Genomic DNA, 15,276 nt, shown 5'->3' with positions numbered 1-15,276 from the left:
GGCGAGCGTCTTCTTAGAAGCTAGTTTAGAATTGTTCAAAACTGGATAGCCAGCCGTGACGGCCCGGCCATCCGCGCCGCAAGCCGCGTAAATAGGACGTCTTGCCTTGCAATTTCAAGGAAATAACGCGCTATCCCTTCGGATTGGGTTTTGATGGGACCGATTGAGTGAAAATGGCCGCAGCACGCGCCTATCTCGACTACAATGCCAGCGCGCCGCTCATCATCGAGACGCGTGAGGCGATGATTGCCGCGCTCGATCTCGTCGCCAATCCGTCGTCGGTGCATGCCGAGGGCCGCGCGGCGCGCCGGCTGATCGAAAATGCCCGGCGCGACGTGGCAGCGCTTGTCAACGCCAAGGCCGAGCATGTCGTGTTCACCTCCGGCGCGACCGAGGCAGCCTCGACGCTTTTGACGCCGGATTGGCAGATGGGCCGTGGCACTGTGCGCATGAGCCGGCTCTATGTCTGCGAAGCCGATCACCCTTGCCTGCTCAATGGCGGCCGTTTCCCGGCGGCGCAGGTGACGCGGATCGGTGTCGATGCCAACGGCATCGCCAATCTCGCTCAATTGACAGCCGCTCTGGTCGCGCATGACAAGGCCGACGGCCTGCCGCTGGTGGCGATCCATGCCGCCAACAACGAGACCGGCGTCATCCAGCCGGTCGAGGCTATCGCTGCAGTCGTCAAGGCGGCGGGCGGCATTCTAGTGATCGATGCTGTGCAGGCGGCAGGCCGCGTTTCCATCGATATGTCAGCGCCTTACGCCGACTATTTGATTCTGTCCTCGCACAAGATCGGCGGCCCCAAGGGCGTTGGCGCCATCGTTGCGGCAGCCGATCTGATGATGCCAAAGCCGCTGATCAATGGCGGCGGCCAGGAAAAAGGCCATCGCGGCGGCACCGAAAACCTGGCGGCCATCGCCGGCTTTGGCGCGGCGGCGCGGCAGGCTCTGGCCGGTTTGCAGGCCATGGACGCGGTGCGGCTTCGTCGCGACGAAGTCGAAACGATCATCAAAACTCTGGTGCCGGACGCAGAAATCTTCGGAACCGGCGCGCCAAGGCTTGCCAACACGACATTCTTCGCTATTCCCGGCGTCAAGGCCGAGACGGCACAGATCGCGTTCGATCTGTCCGGCGTTGCGCTGTCGGCGGGATCGGCCTGCTCGTCGGGCAAGGTCGGGCCGAGCCATGTACTGAAAGCCATGGGTTATGGCGACAGCCTCGGTGCTTTGCGCGTGTCCATCGGCCACGCAACGAGTGCTGCTGATATCGAACAGTTCCGTGCTGCGCTGGCCGGTGTTGCCCAGCGCCGGGCGGGCAGGGAACAAGCCGCCTGAGGCGGTTGCAGCATCGGACCGAAAAGTGCGTAAGCGGTTTTCGGACAGATCCGATGCTCAAGGAAAGAAATTCAGGCCTCGCGGCCTGGTAGAGCCGTGCGTTTGCAAGTGGCCGGGTGAATTCCCGGTCGAGACGCACTATATGGAACTTACGCCGCTGCCGGCGCCCCAGGGCGCCCGTTTGCGATGCCATAGTTTGAAAACTGCCGGGCCTTGACCCCGGCGTGGATGGAGAACGCTTATGCCTGCTGTGCAGGACACGATCGATCGGGTCCGAAAGATCGACGTCGACCAGTACAAATACGGATTCCAGACAGAGATCGCGATGGACAAGGCCCCCAAGGGCCTGAGCGAAGAGATTATTCGCTTCATCTCGGCCAAGAAGGATGAACCGTCCTGGATGCTGGAATGGCGTATGGAGGCCTATCGGCGCTGGCTGACGCTGGAAGAGCCGACCTGGGCGCGCGTCCACTATCCGAAGATCGACTTTCAGGACCTCTATTATTATGCGGCGCCCAAGAGCACGCCCGGCCCGACCTCGCTGAGCGACGTCGATCCCGAGCTCTTGAAGGTCTACGAGAAGCTCGGCATTCCGCTCAGGGAACAGGAAATCCTCGCCGGCGTGCAGAAGACCGACGCGTCGGATCTCGAAGAGCCCAGCGACAACGTCTACAAATCGGGCCGCGTCGCTGTGGACGCGGTGTTCGATTCCGTTTCCGTCGTCACCACCTTCAAGAAGGAACTGGCGCAGGCCGGCGTCATCTTCTGCTCGATCTCGGAAGCGATCCGCGAGCACCCCGAGTTGGTGCAAAAATATCTCGGCTCGGTCGTGCCGACCTCCGACAATTTCTACGCCACGCTGAACTCGGCCGTGTTCACCGATGGCTCGTTCGTCTTCGTCCCCAAGGGCGTGCGTTGCCCGATGGAGCTGTCGACCTATTTCCGCATGAACGAGAAGAACACCGGCCAGTTCGAACGCACGCTGATCATCGCCGAGGAGGGGGCTTACGTCTCCTATCTCGAAGGCTGCACGGCGCCGCAGCGCGACGAGAACCAGCTGCATGCCGCGGTCGTCGAACTGGTGGCGCTCGACGATGCCGAAATCAAATATTCGACGGTGCAGAACTGGTACCCCGGCGACGCCGAGGGCAAGGGCGGCATCTACAATTTCGTCACCAAGCGCGGCGACTGCCGTGGCGATCGCTCGAAGATCTCGTGGACGCAGGTCGAGACCGGTTCGGCCATCACCTGGAAATATCCGAGCTGCATCCTGCGCGGCGACGATTCTTCCGGCGAGTTCTATTCGATCGCGGTGTCGAACGGTTACCAGCAGGTCGATAGCGGCACCAAGATGATCCATCTCGGCAAGAACACGTCGAGCCGCATCATCTCCAAGGGCATTGCCGCCGGCTTCTCGCAGAACACCTATCGCGGCCAGGTCTCGGCGCACCGCAAGGCGACCAACGCCCGCAACTTCACCAATTGCGACAGTCTTCTGATCGGCGACCAGTGCGGCGCGCACACCGTGCCCTACATGGAAGCCAAGAACTCGACGGCGCAGTTCGAGCACGAAGCCACGACCTCGAAGATTTCCGAGGACCAGAAATTCTACGTCATGCAGCGCGGCATTCCCGAGGAAGAGGCGATCGCGCTGATCGTCAACGGCTTCGTCAAGGACGTCATCCAGCAGCTGCCGATGGAGTTCGCGGTCGAAGCGCAGAAGCTGATCGGCATCTCGCTGGAAGGCTCGGTAGGCTGATTAGATGGGACGGCGCTCCTGGAAATTCTTTGAGCGAATCCAGGGCTTGCTAGTCATCGTTCTGATGCTCTTGCTGACGCTGGCTATCGGGGGTGCGTTGATGGCTCTGACAGGCGCAATGTTTGGCTTGAGTTCGGTGAAGAATATTGGTGGCTCGATTGCAGGCCTTGGCGCGGTTGGGTTTTTCGGTTGGATTATTGTTACTGGCAAGCTTGCAGGCGCGCTTTTAGGGGTGTCACGTCGTGGACAGGGCGTCGAGAACAAGAACACGAAAGTAGAAAAGAATGCTTGAGATCAAGAATCTGCATGCCCGCATCGTCGATGACGGTACCGAGATCATCCGCGGCCTGAACCTGACGGTGAAAGCCGGCGAGGTTGCCGCCATCATGGGCCCGAACGGCTCGGGCAAGTCGACGCTGTCTTATATCCTTGCCGGCCGCGAGGACTATGAGGTCACCGAAGGCGACATCCTCTACAACGGCCAGTCGATCCTCGAAATGGATCCGGCCGAGCGCGCCACCGCAGGCATCTTCCTCGCTTTCCAGTATCCGATGGAGATACCGGGCGTGGCGACCATGGAATTCCTGAAAGTGGCGATGAACGAGCAGCGCAAGGCGCGCGGCGAGGAACCGCTGAAGATCCCGGAATTCCTGAAGCGGGTGAAGGAGGCGGCAGCCTCGCTCAACATGGACATGGCGATGCTGAAGCGGCCGCTCAATGTCGGCTTTTCCGGCGGCGAGAAGAAGCGCGCCGAGATCCTGCAGATGAAGCTGCTGGAGCCAAAGCTCTGCGTGCTCGACGAGACCGATTCCGGCCTCGATATCGACGCGCTGAAGATCGTCTCCGACGGCGTCAATGCGCTGCGTTCGCCAGAGCGCGCCATCGTCGTCATCACCCACTACCAGCGCCTGCTCGAGCACATCGTGCCGGATAGCGTGCACGTCCTCTACAAGGGCCAGGTGATCAAGTCCGGCGACAAGTCGCTGGCGCTCGATCTGGAAGCCAATGGCTATGCCGGCGTGATCGGCGAAGCCGCGTGAGATGCCAGAAGGCCATTTTATGCTGAAAGGCGGGGCAAAACTGATGAACATGCATTCGACACCCCAGCGCACCCAGGCCGAAACGGCGCTGATCGATGCCTTTGGCGAGCGGCTGTCGCTGCTGCCGGGCGACGGCGCCGTGATGCTGAAACGCGATGATGCCATCGAGGCGATCAAGCACGGTCTGCCGACGCGGCGCATCGAATCCTGGCACTACACGGATTTGCGCCGCCTGCTGACCTCGGTGCCGGATTTCGATCCGACGGCTGTCGCCAAGGCACTGGCGCCCATCGTCGAAGGCTCCGCTGTCCTGGCGGTGCTGAACGGCGTCTCGAACGCGAAGTTCCCCACGATCGAAGGCGTGACCGTCCAGCGCCTGTCGGAAAAGCTGACCGACGGCTCGATTGCGCCGGGCCTCGACCCCTATGGCAGCGATGACGCCATCGGCGCGCTGAACACCGCCTTTGTCGCCGACGGCTATTTCGTCGACATCGCCGATGGCGCAGCACTTGAAAAGCCGATCGAATTGCAGAACCTGCAGGCCGGCGGCCAAGTGCATGTGCGCTTTCCCGTGCGTGTCGGCGCCGGCGCCAAAGTTGCAATCGTCGAGCGTCAGGCCGGCGAGGGCGCGGCTCTGGGCAGCTCGGTCAGCCAGCTCGTGCTGGGCGAGGGTGCCGAGGTGACCTGGCTGATCGTGCAGGAACAGCCGGAGACGGCCACGCATCTTGCCCAGTTCAAGGCGCATCTCGGCAAGAACTCGAAGCTGACCGTGTTTTTCATGAATGCCGGCGGCAAGCTTGTGCGCCAGGAGATCGTGGTCAGGACGACGGGCGAAGGCGCCGACTTCACGCTGCGCGGCATCAACCTGCTCGCCGGCGACGCCCACACCGACGTCACCATGGTGCTCGATCATGCCGTGCCGCACACGACGTCGACGGAAGTGATCCGAAACGTCGTCACCGGCAAGGCGCGCGGCGTCTTCCAGGGTCGCATCAACGTCCACCAATATGCGCAGAAGACCAACGCCAAGATGGCTTGCAACACGCTGCTTCTGTCTGATGATGGCGAGTTCTCGACCAAGCCGGAGCTGGAAATCTTCGCCGACGACGTTATCTGCGGCCATGGCGCGACCGTCACCGAGATCGACCACAACCATCTGTTCTATCTGATGGCGCGCGGCATCGACGAGAAAAGCGCCCGTGGCCTGCTGGTGAAGGCGTTCGTTGCCGAAGTGATCGAGGAACTGGACGACGAGGCCATCGTCGATGCCCTGGAAACGCGGCTGGACGATTGGTTCGTGGCACACGGGTAAGTGCCTCTTTCCCTTCTCCCCTTGTGGGGGCCGAAGGACGGGCGAGGCAAGTGACTTGCCCGGGCGGTGGCCGAGCGAAGCTCGGTCGGATGAGGGTGCGTGACGGAGTGAGGCGATGCCTCAAGAGAGCTTGTAATGGACCAGAAACTCGAAACCACCCCCTACGACGTCGAGGCGATCCGCCGCGACTTCCCGATCCTGTCGCGCGAAGTCTACGGCAAACCGCTCGTCTATCTCGACAATGGCGCGTCGGCACAGAAGCCGCAGGTGGTGCTGGATACGATCCAGCATGCCTATTCCCAGGAATACGCCAACGTCCATCGTGGCCTGCATTTCCTCTCCAATGCCGCGACCGACGCCTATGAAAAGTCGCGAGAAACGGTGCGCCGCTTCCTCAATGCGCCGAGCACCGACAACATCGTTTTCACCTCCAATACGACAGCTGCCATCAATACCGTCGCCTATGGCTACGGCATGCCCAATATCGGCGAGGGCGACGAGATCGTGCTGTCGATCATGGAGCACCATTCCAACATCGTGCCGTGGCATTTCATCCGCGAGCGGCAGGGCGCCAAGCTGGTCTGGGTTCCGGTCGACGATCTCGGCGTCTTCCACATCGAGGAATTCGAAAAGCGGCTGACCGATCGCACCAAGCTCGTCGCTATCACCCAGATGTCGAACGCGCTGGGCACGGTGACGCCGATCAAGGAGATCGTGCGCATTGCGCATACCCGCGGCATTCCGGTGCTCGTCGACGGTAGCCAAAGTGCCGTGCATATGCCGATCGACGTGCAGGATCTCGACTGCGACTTCTTCGTCTTCACCGGCCACAAGGTCTACGGTCCCTCGGGCATCGGCGTGCTCTACGGCAAGAAGGACATTCTGCAAGGCATGCGGCCGTTCATGGGCGGCGGCGAGATGATCGAGGAGGTGACGGAAGACATCGTTACCTACAACGAGCCGCCGCACCGCTTCGAGGCCGGCACGCCGCCGATCGTCCAGGCGATCGGGCTGGGTGCAGCGCTGGAATATATCGAAAAAATCGGCCGCGAGCGCATTACCGCCCACGAAGCCGATCTCAAGACCTACGCGCATGAGCGGCTGTGCTCCATCAATTCGCTGCGCATCTTCGGCGATGCGCCGGGCAAGGGCGCCATCATTTCCTTCGAATTGCAGGGTATTCATGCCCACGACGTGTCGATGGTGATAGACAGGCAAGGCGTGGCGGTGCGCGCCGGCACGCATTGCGCCCAGCCGCTGTTGAAACGCTTTGGCGTAACCTCCACATGCAGGGCATCGTTTGGCATGTATAATACCAGGGCCGAAGTCGACGCTTTGGCCGAGGCGCTTGAAAAAGCGCGCAAATTCTTCGGGTGACAAGTTCTTTGGATGACGACCATGGATGATGTGAGCCACACCACCGAGACCGCACCGGAAGCAGCGATCAACCCGCTGGTTTCCGGCTCGGCCATTCCCACGGATGAACTGGCGCGGCTGACCGACGACATCGTCTCGGCGCTGAAGACGGTTTACGACCCGGAAATACCGGCCGACATCTACGAACTCGGCCTGATCTACAAGATCGACATCGAGGACGACCGCTCGGTCAAGATCGACATGACGCTGACCGCACCCGGCTGCCCGGTGGCCGGCGAAATGCCGGGCTGGGTGGAAAACGCCGTCGGCGCCGTCGAAGGCGTGTCCGGCGTCGAGGTCAACATGACCTTCGACCCGCCCTGGTCGCCCGACCGCATGTCGGAAGAGGCGCAGGTGGCGGTTGGTTGGTATTAGGCGCACAAAGGCTGGCGCACTTGCACCAATGGTAAAATTTCACCATTTTAGGTGAGGAATCATTCGGCAGGCCTTGAACCTGCATGGAATGGAAGAGGAAAAAGAATGGGACGCTTCGCTGTCATCACGATGACCGAAAAGGCCGCCGACCGGGTGCGCGAGATCGTCGCCACGCGTGACAATGCGCACGGCATTCGCCTTGGCATCAAGAAGGGCGGTTGCGCCGGCATGGAATACACGGTCGACCTGGTGACCGAGCCCAACACCAAGGACGACCACATCGAGCGCGACGGCGCCCACGTCTATGTCGCGCCTGAGGCTGCCCTTTTCCTGTTCGGGACCGAGATGGATTTCGAGCAGACGACGCTGCGCACCGGCTTCACCTTCCACAACCCGAACCAGAGCTCGGCCTGCGGCTGCGGCGAATCGGTTGAGCTCAAGCCCGCTGATCTGAAGAAGCTGGCTGAAGCGCGCGCATCGGCTTGAGCTTCTTCCTTCTCCCCGTCACTATACGGGGAGAAGGTGTCACGAAGTGACGGATGAGGGGCAGCGCCAGCCTCTCCAAAGTTCGCGCCGCCCCTCATCTGCCTGCCGGCATCTTCTCCCCGTATAGTGACGGGGAGAAGAGAGCTACTTCACCCACATCCCTGTCCGTTTGTGCCAATCGGCGATCGATTCCTCGGGATAGACGTCGAACGCCTTATCGTGTCTGCCGATCTCCGGCTCGATCCAGTTCGCCTTGTATTTCAGCATCAGATGCACCTTTTCCGGCGGCTTCGGCAGCTCGCTGTCGATCGCTGAGGCGAAGGGGTGGACCAGATCCGGCCAGGTCGGATCGTAGAGCCACAGCGCCGAGCCGCATTTCTTGCAGAAATTGCGCTCGCCGGACGAGATCTCACATTGCGGGTGTTCGTCGTCCTCGATCTCGGCGCGAAAGACGCCGAGATTGCGCTTGCCCTTGATCTTCAGCGTCTTGTAGTCGGCGCCGAGGTTGATGGCGAAACCGCCGCCGCCCTGCTGCTTGCGGCAGATCGAGCAGTAGCACAGCATGAACGGCACCGGCGTATGGCTTTCCACCTCGAAATGGACGGCATCGCAGCGGCAGGATCCCTTGAGCAGAAGCGGCATGGCAAAACTCCGACGAATTGGCTTCAACTTTTCAGCATGGTTTTGGTTGCGGCCATGGCAAGCCCGGTGACATGATTGCGGCATGGACAATGAACGCATCGAAGAGCTGTTCGAAGGCCTCGGCCCGGTCAGTATCCGAAAACTGTTCGGCGGCAAGGGTATCTATTTCGACGGCGTCATCGTCGCCGTAGTGCTGCGCGGCGAATTGCTGCTCAAGGCTGACGAGCAAAGCGCGCCCGACTTCGAAGCCGCCGGCTGCAAGCAATGGACCTATACCGGCACCCGCCACGGCAAGCTGGTCGCGATGCCGTACTGGAGCATTCCCGACGACGCGTTTGATGATCCTGACGAGATGAGGGTGTGGGCGCGGCGGGCGTATGAGGCGGGACGGCGGGCGGGGAAATAGACGAGAACCATCGAGTTTCTTCCCACCCCCCTCTGTCCTGCCGGACATCTCCCCCGCAAGGGGGGAGATCGGATGTCATATCGGCTTTCGCCAATCACCAACGTTGAAAGGGAGAGCTGGCGGTTAAACTGCCAATCTCCCTCCTTGCGGGGGAGATGGCCGGCAGGCCAGAGGGGGGTGCTGTCCCGCCGACATTGGCTACTTCCTAAAGCGCTTTCGCAATCCTCGCCGCCAACCGCGCATTGTTCTCGACCAGCGCGATGTTGGTCTTCAAACTCCGGCCGCCGGTCAGTTCGAGGATTTTTCCCAGCAGGAACGGCGTCACTGCCTTTCCCGTCACATTCTGCACCTCCGCCGCCTTCTGCGCGGCCTCGATGTAGCCGGCCATCTCGTCGGCCGGGATCTCGTCGTCCTGCGGCACCGGGTTGGCGATCAGCATGCCGCCGCCAAGGCCGAGCGCAGCCCGGGTCTTGTAGAAATGCGCGATCTCTTCCGGTTTGTGCAGGGTCAGCGGGGCGCGGAAGCGCGACTGGCGCGACCAGAAGGCCGGCATCATCTCGCAGCCATGGCCGATCACCGGCACGCCGCGCGTCTCCAGCACTTCCAGCGTCTTTTCGATGTCGAGGATCGCCTTTGCGCCGGCCGAGACGACGATGACCGGCGTGCGCGCCAACTCGTCGACATCGGCTGAGATGTCGAAGCTTTTCTCCGCGCCCTTGTGGACGCCGCCAATGCCGCCGGTGGCGAACACTTTGATCCCGACCATATTGGCCGCGATCATGGTGGCCGCGACCGTGGTTCCGCCGGTTCGTCCCTCAGCAACCGCAAAGCCGAGGTCGGCGCGCGACAGCTTCATGGCATCGCCGGTCATCGCCAGCGACTCGCGCTCGCCGTCGGAGAGCCCGATCTTGATGCGGCCGGCAACCACGGCGATCGTCGCCGGCACCGCGCCATTGTCCAAAACGATCTTCTCGACATTGGCGGCCATGGCGCCATTGTCGGGGTAGGGCATGCCATGGGTGATGATGGTGCTCTCCAGCGCCACGACTGGGCGCCCTGTGGCGAGCGCTTCGGCCACCGGCTTGTGGATGTCGATGAAGGGGCGGGCGGTTTCCGGGGTCATGTCTGTCTCCGATCCGGAGGAAGAAAGCTCCGGCAATGGCAATTGGCCGCCCTCATGCCATTTCCTGCGCGTCGGGCACAAGAGCCAGCGCGTCGGTGAAGGTCGCGGCCGTGAAGGCGGGCACTGCGTCGGCACTTTCGATGGCGAGCGTCGCGGCGGCAACGCCTTCGCGCAGGGCTTGGCGCAATGCCAGGCCGCGCAGCAGGGCTGCGATTGTAGCGCCGGCCAGCGCATCGCCGGCGCCGGTGACGTCGGCGACCTTTCTCGGCACCGGCGGCAGGATGGAGAAGGCGCCGGCTTCGTCGAAACCCAGCACCGGGCCATCGCCCGCCGTCACCACGCCACTCCTGAGGCCGCTGCAACGCAAACCGTCGACGGTCTCGCGCTCGGTGGCATTGGCGCCGACGCCGGCCAGCACCATGGCCTCGCGCCGGTTCATGAACAGCAGCGCCAGCGCGCCGAGCACCGGGATCAGTCGCACCACTTTTGCCGGCGAGATGGCGATGGCATAGACCGGCTTGCCGGCGGCAAGGCCCACCAGTCGCTCCAGCGCTGTTGCCGGCAGATTGGCATCGCACAGCACGGCGTCGGCCTCGGCTACCACTTCGCGCACCTTGGAGCGGCGGATCTGCTTGGGGAACGCCAAATCGTAGAGCGCCATGTCGGCAAAGCCGGTGATCAGCTCGCCGTCGCGATCGATCAGCGCCGTGTAGCTCGGCGTCGTGCGGTCGAGGAACACCGCCGACAGATCGGCAATGCCGGCCGCCGTGATGGCGCGCGAAACCGTCTCGGCCAAGGCATCGCCGCCGCGCACCGACAAAAGCGAGGCCGAGACGCCACGCCGCACGAGGCTGCGCAGCGCGTTGAAGACGCCGCCGCCGACATCCTCGCGCATCGTGCCGGGATTGGAGGCGGCGGGCACGTAAGTGCCGGACACCTGGCCGCGCCGGTCGATATGGGCGCCGCCCACCGCCAGGATTTTTGCAGATTTCACCATGCCGGCGATATGACCTTTGTTATTCGAGCCAGACAAGCGCTAGGGTCTGCGACGGAGCTTCGCAGGCAAGCCAGCGATTCGGCCGGAGCCAAAACGGCCCGACCGTCTGGCCCAATGCGGAACGCCGGATGTATCCCCTTGAAACATGTAAGGGCTCATGCTATATAATTCGGTATGAGCAACAAACTTCCTACCCTTCGCCAGTTCCAAGAGCGCTTCACGACTGAAGACGCCTGCCTTGAACACCTCATGGTGACACGGTACGGCGAACGTCACGAATGCGCCAAGTGCCATCGCGTGGCCAAGTTCCACCGCGTGAAGGCTCGCCGCTGCTACGAGTGCGACTTCTGCGGTGCGCAGGTCTACCCGACCGCTGGCACGCCGTTCGAAGCCACGCGCACCTCTTTGCGCGACTGGTTTACCGTCATGTTCATGTTCACGACCTCGCGCAATGGCGTGTCCGCGAAGGAAGTCCAGCGCACCATTGGCGTGACCTACAAGACCGCTTGGCGCATGTGCAATCTCATTCGCCAGTACATGGGCTACGTTGATGGCGACAACCCGCTTGGCGGCAAGGATGGCGGCATTGTAGAGGCTGACGAAATGTACTTCGGTGGCGTCGATAAGCGCGGCGAAGACGATAAGGCCATTATCTTTGGTGCCATCGAACGTGGTGGCGATGTCGCCACTCAGGTCATTCCTAGCCGCAAGGCTCGCCATATCATGCCAGCCATTTTGAAGTGGGTTAAGCAGGGTTCGCGCGTCGCGACCGACGAACTGCTTTCATACGGCGAACTTGGCGAAAACGGCTACATGCACGGCACCGTCAACCATAGCGCTGGCGAGTACGTTAACGGGCAGGTCCACACCAACAACATCGAAGCCTTCTGGTCGCACGTCAGGCGTTCGATGAACGGGACTTACGTTTCGGTTTCGAAGAAGTGGCTCCAGACTTACCTTTGGGAGTTCGAGTTCCGCCAGAACCTTCGTCGGGAGCCGCACTTGATGATTGATCTCTTGTTGCAATCGTTCCCGCGCCCTGTTGGGAAGTGAACGGAGGCTTGGTAGCCATCGCCTTTAGTAGGCGGTCGAAGCGGCTGTTTGGGGTGTTGGTCATCCTCTAGCCGGTATCCTCTCTGCTTCTACGTTTCGCGGAGCCTCAAGAGCCTCACGGGCTTCGGGGCTGATTTGTGGAACGGTATCATACAGCAGGTAGTCAATTAGCGCAGCGGCGCAAGCGTCAACCACTCCACTGGCGCGATTGAATTGCATTCGTGCAAAAGGCCCTAATTCGGGAAGCTTTTTAGCATGCTGCCATTCGGCAAACGCCAAATTGCAGGCATCGTAAAAATCAAACCAAGCGGAACTGAACATCGGCATACTCATGAATTTATCAGAATAGAGTTCCGATCCGTGAAAAGCTTTCCTCTTTTCCTCAATGGTTTTATCAAAGTCCACCATGATGCGGCGAACCCGAGTTATTTCTTCAACGGTTTTCATTTTCTGGTGGGCCATCAATTCGGCAATGATGTCCCTTTGCCGCTGGGCCGGGGAGTCCAACGCCTTCTCCAAACTGCTAATCTTGTCCTGATCTGCTTTCCAAATGAAATAGGGGGCCGTTAGAAGTCTCAACGCGACACCTCCCCCTACTGCGAGGATGATGAACCAAGCGACATATCCCTGAATGGCTTCTGTCACTGCCTTACCCGCGACCACAAGGATTGCGGGGACTAGAACACCGGCAACGATTGAGAGCTTGTCCGTGAATAAGACTGAACCGGCGAAGGCCCGCCGCAAGCATTTCCCCAAATAGCCCATCGCCGCACAATGACCGGAATCCTTCCGGTTGTGGAGTCTTCACTTCTCCCGCAAGATGAATGCATGTGCATTTCGGGGGGATTACGATGCGGTTTCTATTCGTTGCGCTGTTCATGGCGCTAGCCACCCACGTAAGCGCGCAGGAAACCCAAGGGGTGACCGCTGAAGCCCCAAGCCAACAGGAAAGCAAAGGCGGGAAGGCAAACGATACTCAGCCCAGCGCCAACGAGCCTTCTATCCCGGTACGCATTATCGAAAGTCCAGAAGAGACCCAGCGTACCAGGGACCGCGAAGCCACAAGCGACAAGCACGAGTCCGATGATCTGAAAGCCCAGCAAGAAGCTGCCCAAGCCGCTGGCCGTAGCGCTACAGCCGCTGACAGGCAGGTAAACGCGGCATGGTGGCAAGTCGGCGTCGGTATCGCTGGCATTATTGCCATTCTGGTGACTATCGGCTTCACCATCCGCGCCACCAATGCCGCCGTTCGTTCTGCCGATCTGGCTGAAAAGGCCATCGCCGACGCGCGCGAAATGGGTGAGGCCCAGACTCGCGCCTACCTTGGCGTCTCGTCTGTCGAAGCCAGAATCGAAATGATATCGGTTCTGGGAGATGCCCCGGCCTCGTTCCTGACCATCAAGGTCAACGTAATCAACGGAGGAGTAACCCCCGCCAGAAACGTTGTGTGCATAGGTGGGATCACGACCATCGTTAAGAAGACTGAAACGGTGATCGCCTCCGAAACCAAAGCCAGAAACGAAGATTTCCTTCCAAGCAAGGAATACTGTGCCCTTGGTCACAGCGTTGAATTTGGCGATGAGGAATTGGCTAGATTCAAGCGACGAGACTTTGTGATTGGCGTACACGGTCGCATCACTTATGACCCCGTTGTCGGGGGGAAGGGGCGGTTCGTGGATTACCAGTACGTTGTCACTGCCTACCGCACCCAAGACCCCCTGCAAATCGAGCGGGTGAAAACCGCTTCCGACTAGCGCCATCGCGAGCGCCGCCACTAGCGTGAACCTACGCATTAGCGCACCCTCCGAATCGGAGAGGGCGATAGGTGTCTTTTCCTAGCAAAATATTTACATGCTTCACGGGGATACATCCGCGGAACGCACCATGAGACAAAAAAAGAACAAAACCGGATAAAGATTGTTTTTCAGATATTTGACCCCTCTTGCCAAACGAGAACAAACAAGGTACAAATAGGGCAGGGATTACGGATTGTCCGGCCTTCATTGACGACCAAGGGGTGATGTATCATGGCTCAGAATTCTTTGCGGCTTGTAGAGGACAAAGCGGTGGACAAATCAAAGGCTCTGGACGCGGCGCTGTCGCAAATCGAGCGCGCCTTCGGCAAGGGCTCGATCATGCGGCTGGGCGCCAATGAGCAGGTCGTCGAGATCGAAACCGTGCCGACGGGGTCGCTCGGCCTCGACATCGCGCTCGGCGTCGGCGGTCTGCCGCGCGGCCGCATCGTCGAGATCTACGGGCCGGAAAGCTCGGGCAAGACGACGCTGGCGCTGCACACGGTGGCCGAAGCCCAGAAGAAGGGCGGCATCTGCGCCTTCGTCGATGCCGAGCACGCGCTCGATCCGGTCTATGCCCGCAAGCTCGGCGTCGATCTGGAAAACCTCCTGATCTCGCAGCCCGACACCGGCGAGCAGGCGCTGGAAATCTGCGACACGCTGGTGCGTTCCGGCGCCATCGACGTGCTGGTGGTCGATTCGGTGGCGGCGCTGACGCCGCGCGCCGAAATCGAGGGCGAGATGGGCGATTCGCTGCCCGGCCTGCAGGCTCGCTTGATGAGCCAGGCGCTGCGCAAGCTGACCGCCTCGATCTCGCGCTCCAACACCATGGTCATCTTCATCAACCAGATCCGCATGAAGATCGGCGTCATGTTCGGTTCGCCGGAAACCACGACCGGCGGCAACGCGCTGAAATTCTACGCTTCGGTGCGCCTCGACATCCGCCGCATCGGCTCGGTCAAGGACCGCGACGAGGTCGTCGGCAACCAGACCCGGGTCAAGGTGGTCAAGAACAAGCTGGCGCCGCCCTTCAAGGTGGTCGAGTTCGACATCATGTATGGCGAGGGCGTCTCCAAGACCGGCGAACTGGTCGATCTCGGCGTCAAGGCCGGCGTGGTCGAGAAGTCCGGCGCCTGGTTCTCCTACAATTCGCAGCGTCTCGGCCAAGGTCGCGAAAACGCCAAACTGTTCCTGCGCGACAATCCCGACACGGCGCGTGAGATCGAACTTGCGCTGCGGCAGAATGCCGGGCTGATCGCCGAGAAATTTCTTGAAAATGGTGGCCCCGAGCGCGGCGAAAGCGACGACGGCTTCGAGGAAGAATCCGGCGCCATGTAGGGCACGGCCAGAGTTCGGCCATAAATCCAGTCTATTATCCGATGCTTAAGTAACCGAGTTCTTTAGTATTGCGTTTCAAACCGCCGGCCTTCGCGCCGGCGGTTTTCGTTTTTGGGCAGCGTGAAGCCGGCTTGGCAGTTGCCGGATTGGCCCAATTCCGTGTTTCTGGACAGGGTGGGGCGTGCCCGCTAAAAGGCCA

At 61.0% G+C, this 15,276-nt stretch carries 16 protein-coding genes; 12 read left to right on the top strand and 4 right to left on the bottom strand.

Annotated elements, in window-relative coordinates:
- Positions 1-173: 173 nt before the first annotated feature.
- The 8 genes from NKL06_RS00780 to sufA all read left to right on the top strand — a co-directional run bounded on the left by NKL06_RS00780 (position 174) and on the right by sufA (position 7,725).
- The gene (locus tag NKL06_RS00780) at positions 174-1,337 is read left to right on the top strand and encodes a cysteine desulfurase family protein (RefSeq protein WP_023694108.1); all 1,164 of its coding nucleotides are present in this window, start codon (positions 174-176) and stop codon (positions 1,335-1,337) included.
- A gap of 241 nt (positions 1,338-1,578) precedes the next feature.
- Positions 1,579-3,096, top strand: a complete 1,518-nt coding sequence (gene sufB, locus NKL06_RS00775; protein ID WP_023694109.1) for a Fe-S cluster assembly protein SufB — start codon at positions 1,579-1,581, stop codon at positions 3,094-3,096.
- Positions 3,097-3,100: 4 nt separating this feature from the next.
- Complete coding sequence (locus tag NKL06_RS00770) at positions 3,101-3,388, top strand: hypothetical protein (RefSeq protein WP_023694110.1); 288 nt, start codon at positions 3,101-3,103, stop codon at positions 3,386-3,388.
- The gene (gene sufC, locus NKL06_RS00765; protein ID WP_023694111.1) at positions 3,381-4,136 is read left to right on the top strand and encodes a Fe-S cluster assembly ATPase SufC; all 756 of its coding nucleotides are present in this window, start codon (positions 3,381-3,383) and stop codon (positions 4,134-4,136) included. Before NKL06_RS00770 ends, sufC begins: the two co-directional genes overlap by 8 nt.
- A gap of 43 nt (positions 4,137-4,179) precedes the next feature.
- A complete protein-coding gene (gene sufD / locus NKL06_RS00760) occupies positions 4,180-5,448 on the top strand; it encodes a Fe-S cluster assembly protein SufD (RefSeq protein ID WP_023694112.1) in 1,269 nt (422 codons plus the stop codon).
- 135 nt (positions 5,449-5,583) lie between these two features.
- The gene (locus NKL06_RS00755; RefSeq protein WP_023694113.1) at positions 5,584-6,825 is read left to right on the top strand and encodes a cysteine desulfurase; all 1,242 of its coding nucleotides are present in this window, start codon (positions 5,584-5,586) and stop codon (positions 6,823-6,825) included.
- 21 nt (positions 6,826-6,846) lie between these two features.
- Positions 6,847-7,239: an SUF system Fe-S cluster assembly protein gene (locus NKL06_RS00750; protein ID WP_023694114.1), complete on the top strand. Its 393-nt coding sequence runs from the start codon at positions 6,847-6,849 to the stop codon at positions 7,237-7,239.
- Positions 7,240-7,344: 105 nt separating this feature from the next.
- On the top strand, positions 7,345-7,725 hold the full coding sequence (sufA, locus tag NKL06_RS00745; RefSeq protein ID WP_023694115.1) for a Fe-S cluster assembly scaffold SufA: 381 nt from the start codon (positions 7,345-7,347) through the stop codon (positions 7,723-7,725).
- Positions 7,726-7,869: 144 nt separating this feature from the next.
- On the opposite strand, the gene NKL06_RS00740 is transcribed toward sufA, so the two are convergent.
- Positions 7,870-8,367 carry a GFA family protein gene (locus NKL06_RS00740; RefSeq protein WP_023694116.1) on the bottom strand — a complete coding sequence of 166 codons (498 nt, stop codon included), beginning with the start codon at positions 8,365-8,367 and terminating at the stop codon, positions 7,870-7,872.
- Between the two features lie 82 nt (positions 8,368-8,449).
- Here NKL06_RS00740 and NKL06_RS00735 point away from each other — a divergent pair, with 82 nt between their 5' ends.
- Complete coding sequence (locus NKL06_RS00735) at positions 8,450-8,773, top strand: TfoX/Sxy family protein (protein WP_023694117.1); 324 nt, start codon at positions 8,450-8,452, stop codon at positions 8,771-8,773.
- A gap of 205 nt (positions 8,774-8,978) precedes the next feature.
- Here the strand turns inward: NKL06_RS00735 and NKL06_RS00730 are convergent, their stop codons facing one another.
- Positions 8,979-9,896 carry a pseudouridine-5'-phosphate glycosidase gene (locus NKL06_RS00730; protein ID WP_023694118.1) on the bottom strand — a complete coding sequence of 306 codons (918 nt, stop codon included), beginning with the start codon at positions 9,894-9,896 and terminating at the stop codon, positions 8,979-8,981.
- Between the two features lie 52 nt (positions 9,897-9,948).
- Complete coding sequence (locus NKL06_RS00725) at positions 9,949-10,893, bottom strand: carbohydrate kinase family protein (protein ID WP_023694119.1); 945 nt, start codon at positions 10,891-10,893, stop codon at positions 9,949-9,951.
- Between the two features lie 174 nt (positions 10,894-11,067).
- On the opposite strand from NKL06_RS00725, the gene NKL06_RS00720 reads away from it, so the two are divergent.
- Positions 11,068-11,946 (top strand): IS1595 family transposase, encoded by an 879-nt coding sequence (locus tag NKL06_RS00720; RefSeq protein ID WP_023694120.1) that lies wholly within the window; start codon positions 11,068-11,070, stop codon positions 11,944-11,946.
- Positions 11,947-12,006: 60 nt separating this feature from the next.
- Here the strand turns inward: NKL06_RS00720 and NKL06_RS00715 are convergent, their stop codons facing one another.
- The gene (locus tag NKL06_RS00715; protein WP_156939171.1) at positions 12,007-12,591 is read right to left on the bottom strand and encodes a hypothetical protein; all 585 of its coding nucleotides are present in this window, start codon (positions 12,589-12,591) and stop codon (positions 12,007-12,009) included.
- Positions 12,592-12,797: 206 nt separating this feature from the next.
- Here NKL06_RS00715 and NKL06_RS00710 point away from each other — a divergent pair, with 206 nt between their 5' ends.
- Both NKL06_RS00710 and recA read left to right on the top strand, forming a co-directional pair.
- A complete protein-coding gene (locus tag NKL06_RS00710) occupies positions 12,798-13,700 on the top strand; it encodes a hypothetical protein (protein WP_156939172.1) in 903 nt (300 codons plus the stop codon).
- A 273-nt stretch (positions 13,701-13,973) separates the two neighbouring features.
- Positions 13,974-15,077, top strand: coding sequence for a recombinase RecA (gene recA, locus NKL06_RS00705; RefSeq protein ID WP_023669117.1), 1,104 nt, complete (start codon positions 13,974-13,976; stop codon positions 15,075-15,077).
- Positions 15,078-15,276: the final 199 nt, after the last annotated feature.

Source organism: Mesorhizobium sp. C268A (assembly GCF_040324475.1).
Classification (GTDB): domain Bacteria; phylum Pseudomonadota; class Alphaproteobacteria; order Rhizobiales; family Rhizobiaceae; genus Mesorhizobium.
Note: the sequence above shows the minus strand (reverse complement) of the source record. Positions and strands in the feature narration are given on the sequence as shown.

Bases quoted from the DNA above. Each gene is read 5' to 3' on its own strand.
- sufA (WP_023694115.1), top strand. From the start codon at position 7,345: ATGGGACGCTTCGCTGTCATCACGATGACCGAAAAGGCCGCCGACCGG.
- NKL06_RS00770 (WP_023694110.1), top strand. From the start codon at position 3,101: ATGGGACGGCGCTCCTGGAAATTCTTTGAGCGAATCCAGGGCTTGCTA.
- NKL06_RS00710 (WP_156939172.1), top strand. From the start codon at position 12,798: ATGCGGTTTCTATTCGTTGCGCTGTTCATGGCGCTAGCCACCCACGTA.
- NKL06_RS00730 (WP_023694118.1), bottom strand. From the start codon at position 9,896: ATGACCCCGGAAACCGCCCGCCCCTTCATCGACATCCACAAGCCGGTG.
- NKL06_RS00780 (WP_023694108.1), top strand. From the start codon at position 174: ATGGCCGCAGCACGCGCCTATCTCGACTACAATGCCAGCGCGCCGCTC.
- NKL06_RS00750 (WP_023694114.1), top strand. From the start codon at position 6,847: ATGGATGATGTGAGCCACACCACCGAGACCGCACCGGAAGCAGCGATC.
- recA (WP_023669117.1), top strand. From the start codon at position 13,974: ATGGCTCAGAATTCTTTGCGGCTTGTAGAGGACAAAGCGGTGGACAAA.
- NKL06_RS00740 (WP_023694116.1), bottom strand. From the start codon at position 8,367: ATGCCGCTTCTGCTCAAGGGATCCTGCCGCTGCGATGCCGTCCATTTC.
- sufC (WP_023694111.1), top strand. From the start codon at position 3,381: ATGCTTGAGATCAAGAATCTGCATGCCCGCATCGTCGATGACGGTACC.
- NKL06_RS00755 (WP_023694113.1), top strand. From the start codon at position 5,584: ATGGACCAGAAACTCGAAACCACCCCCTACGACGTCGAGGCGATCCGC.
- NKL06_RS00725 (WP_023694119.1), bottom strand. From the start codon at position 10,893: ATGGTGAAATCTGCAAAAATCCTGGCGGTGGGCGGCGCCCATATCGAC.
- sufB (WP_023694109.1), top strand. From the start codon at position 1,579: ATGCCTGCTGTGCAGGACACGATCGATCGGGTCCGAAAGATCGACGTC.
- NKL06_RS00735 (WP_023694117.1), top strand. From the start codon at position 8,450: ATGGACAATGAACGCATCGAAGAGCTGTTCGAAGGCCTCGGCCCGGTC.
- NKL06_RS00720 (WP_023694120.1), top strand. From the start codon at position 11,068: ATGAGCAACAAACTTCCTACCCTTCGCCAGTTCCAAGAGCGCTTCACG.
- sufD (WP_023694112.1), top strand. From the start codon at position 4,180: ATGAACATGCATTCGACACCCCAGCGCACCCAGGCCGAAACGGCGCTG.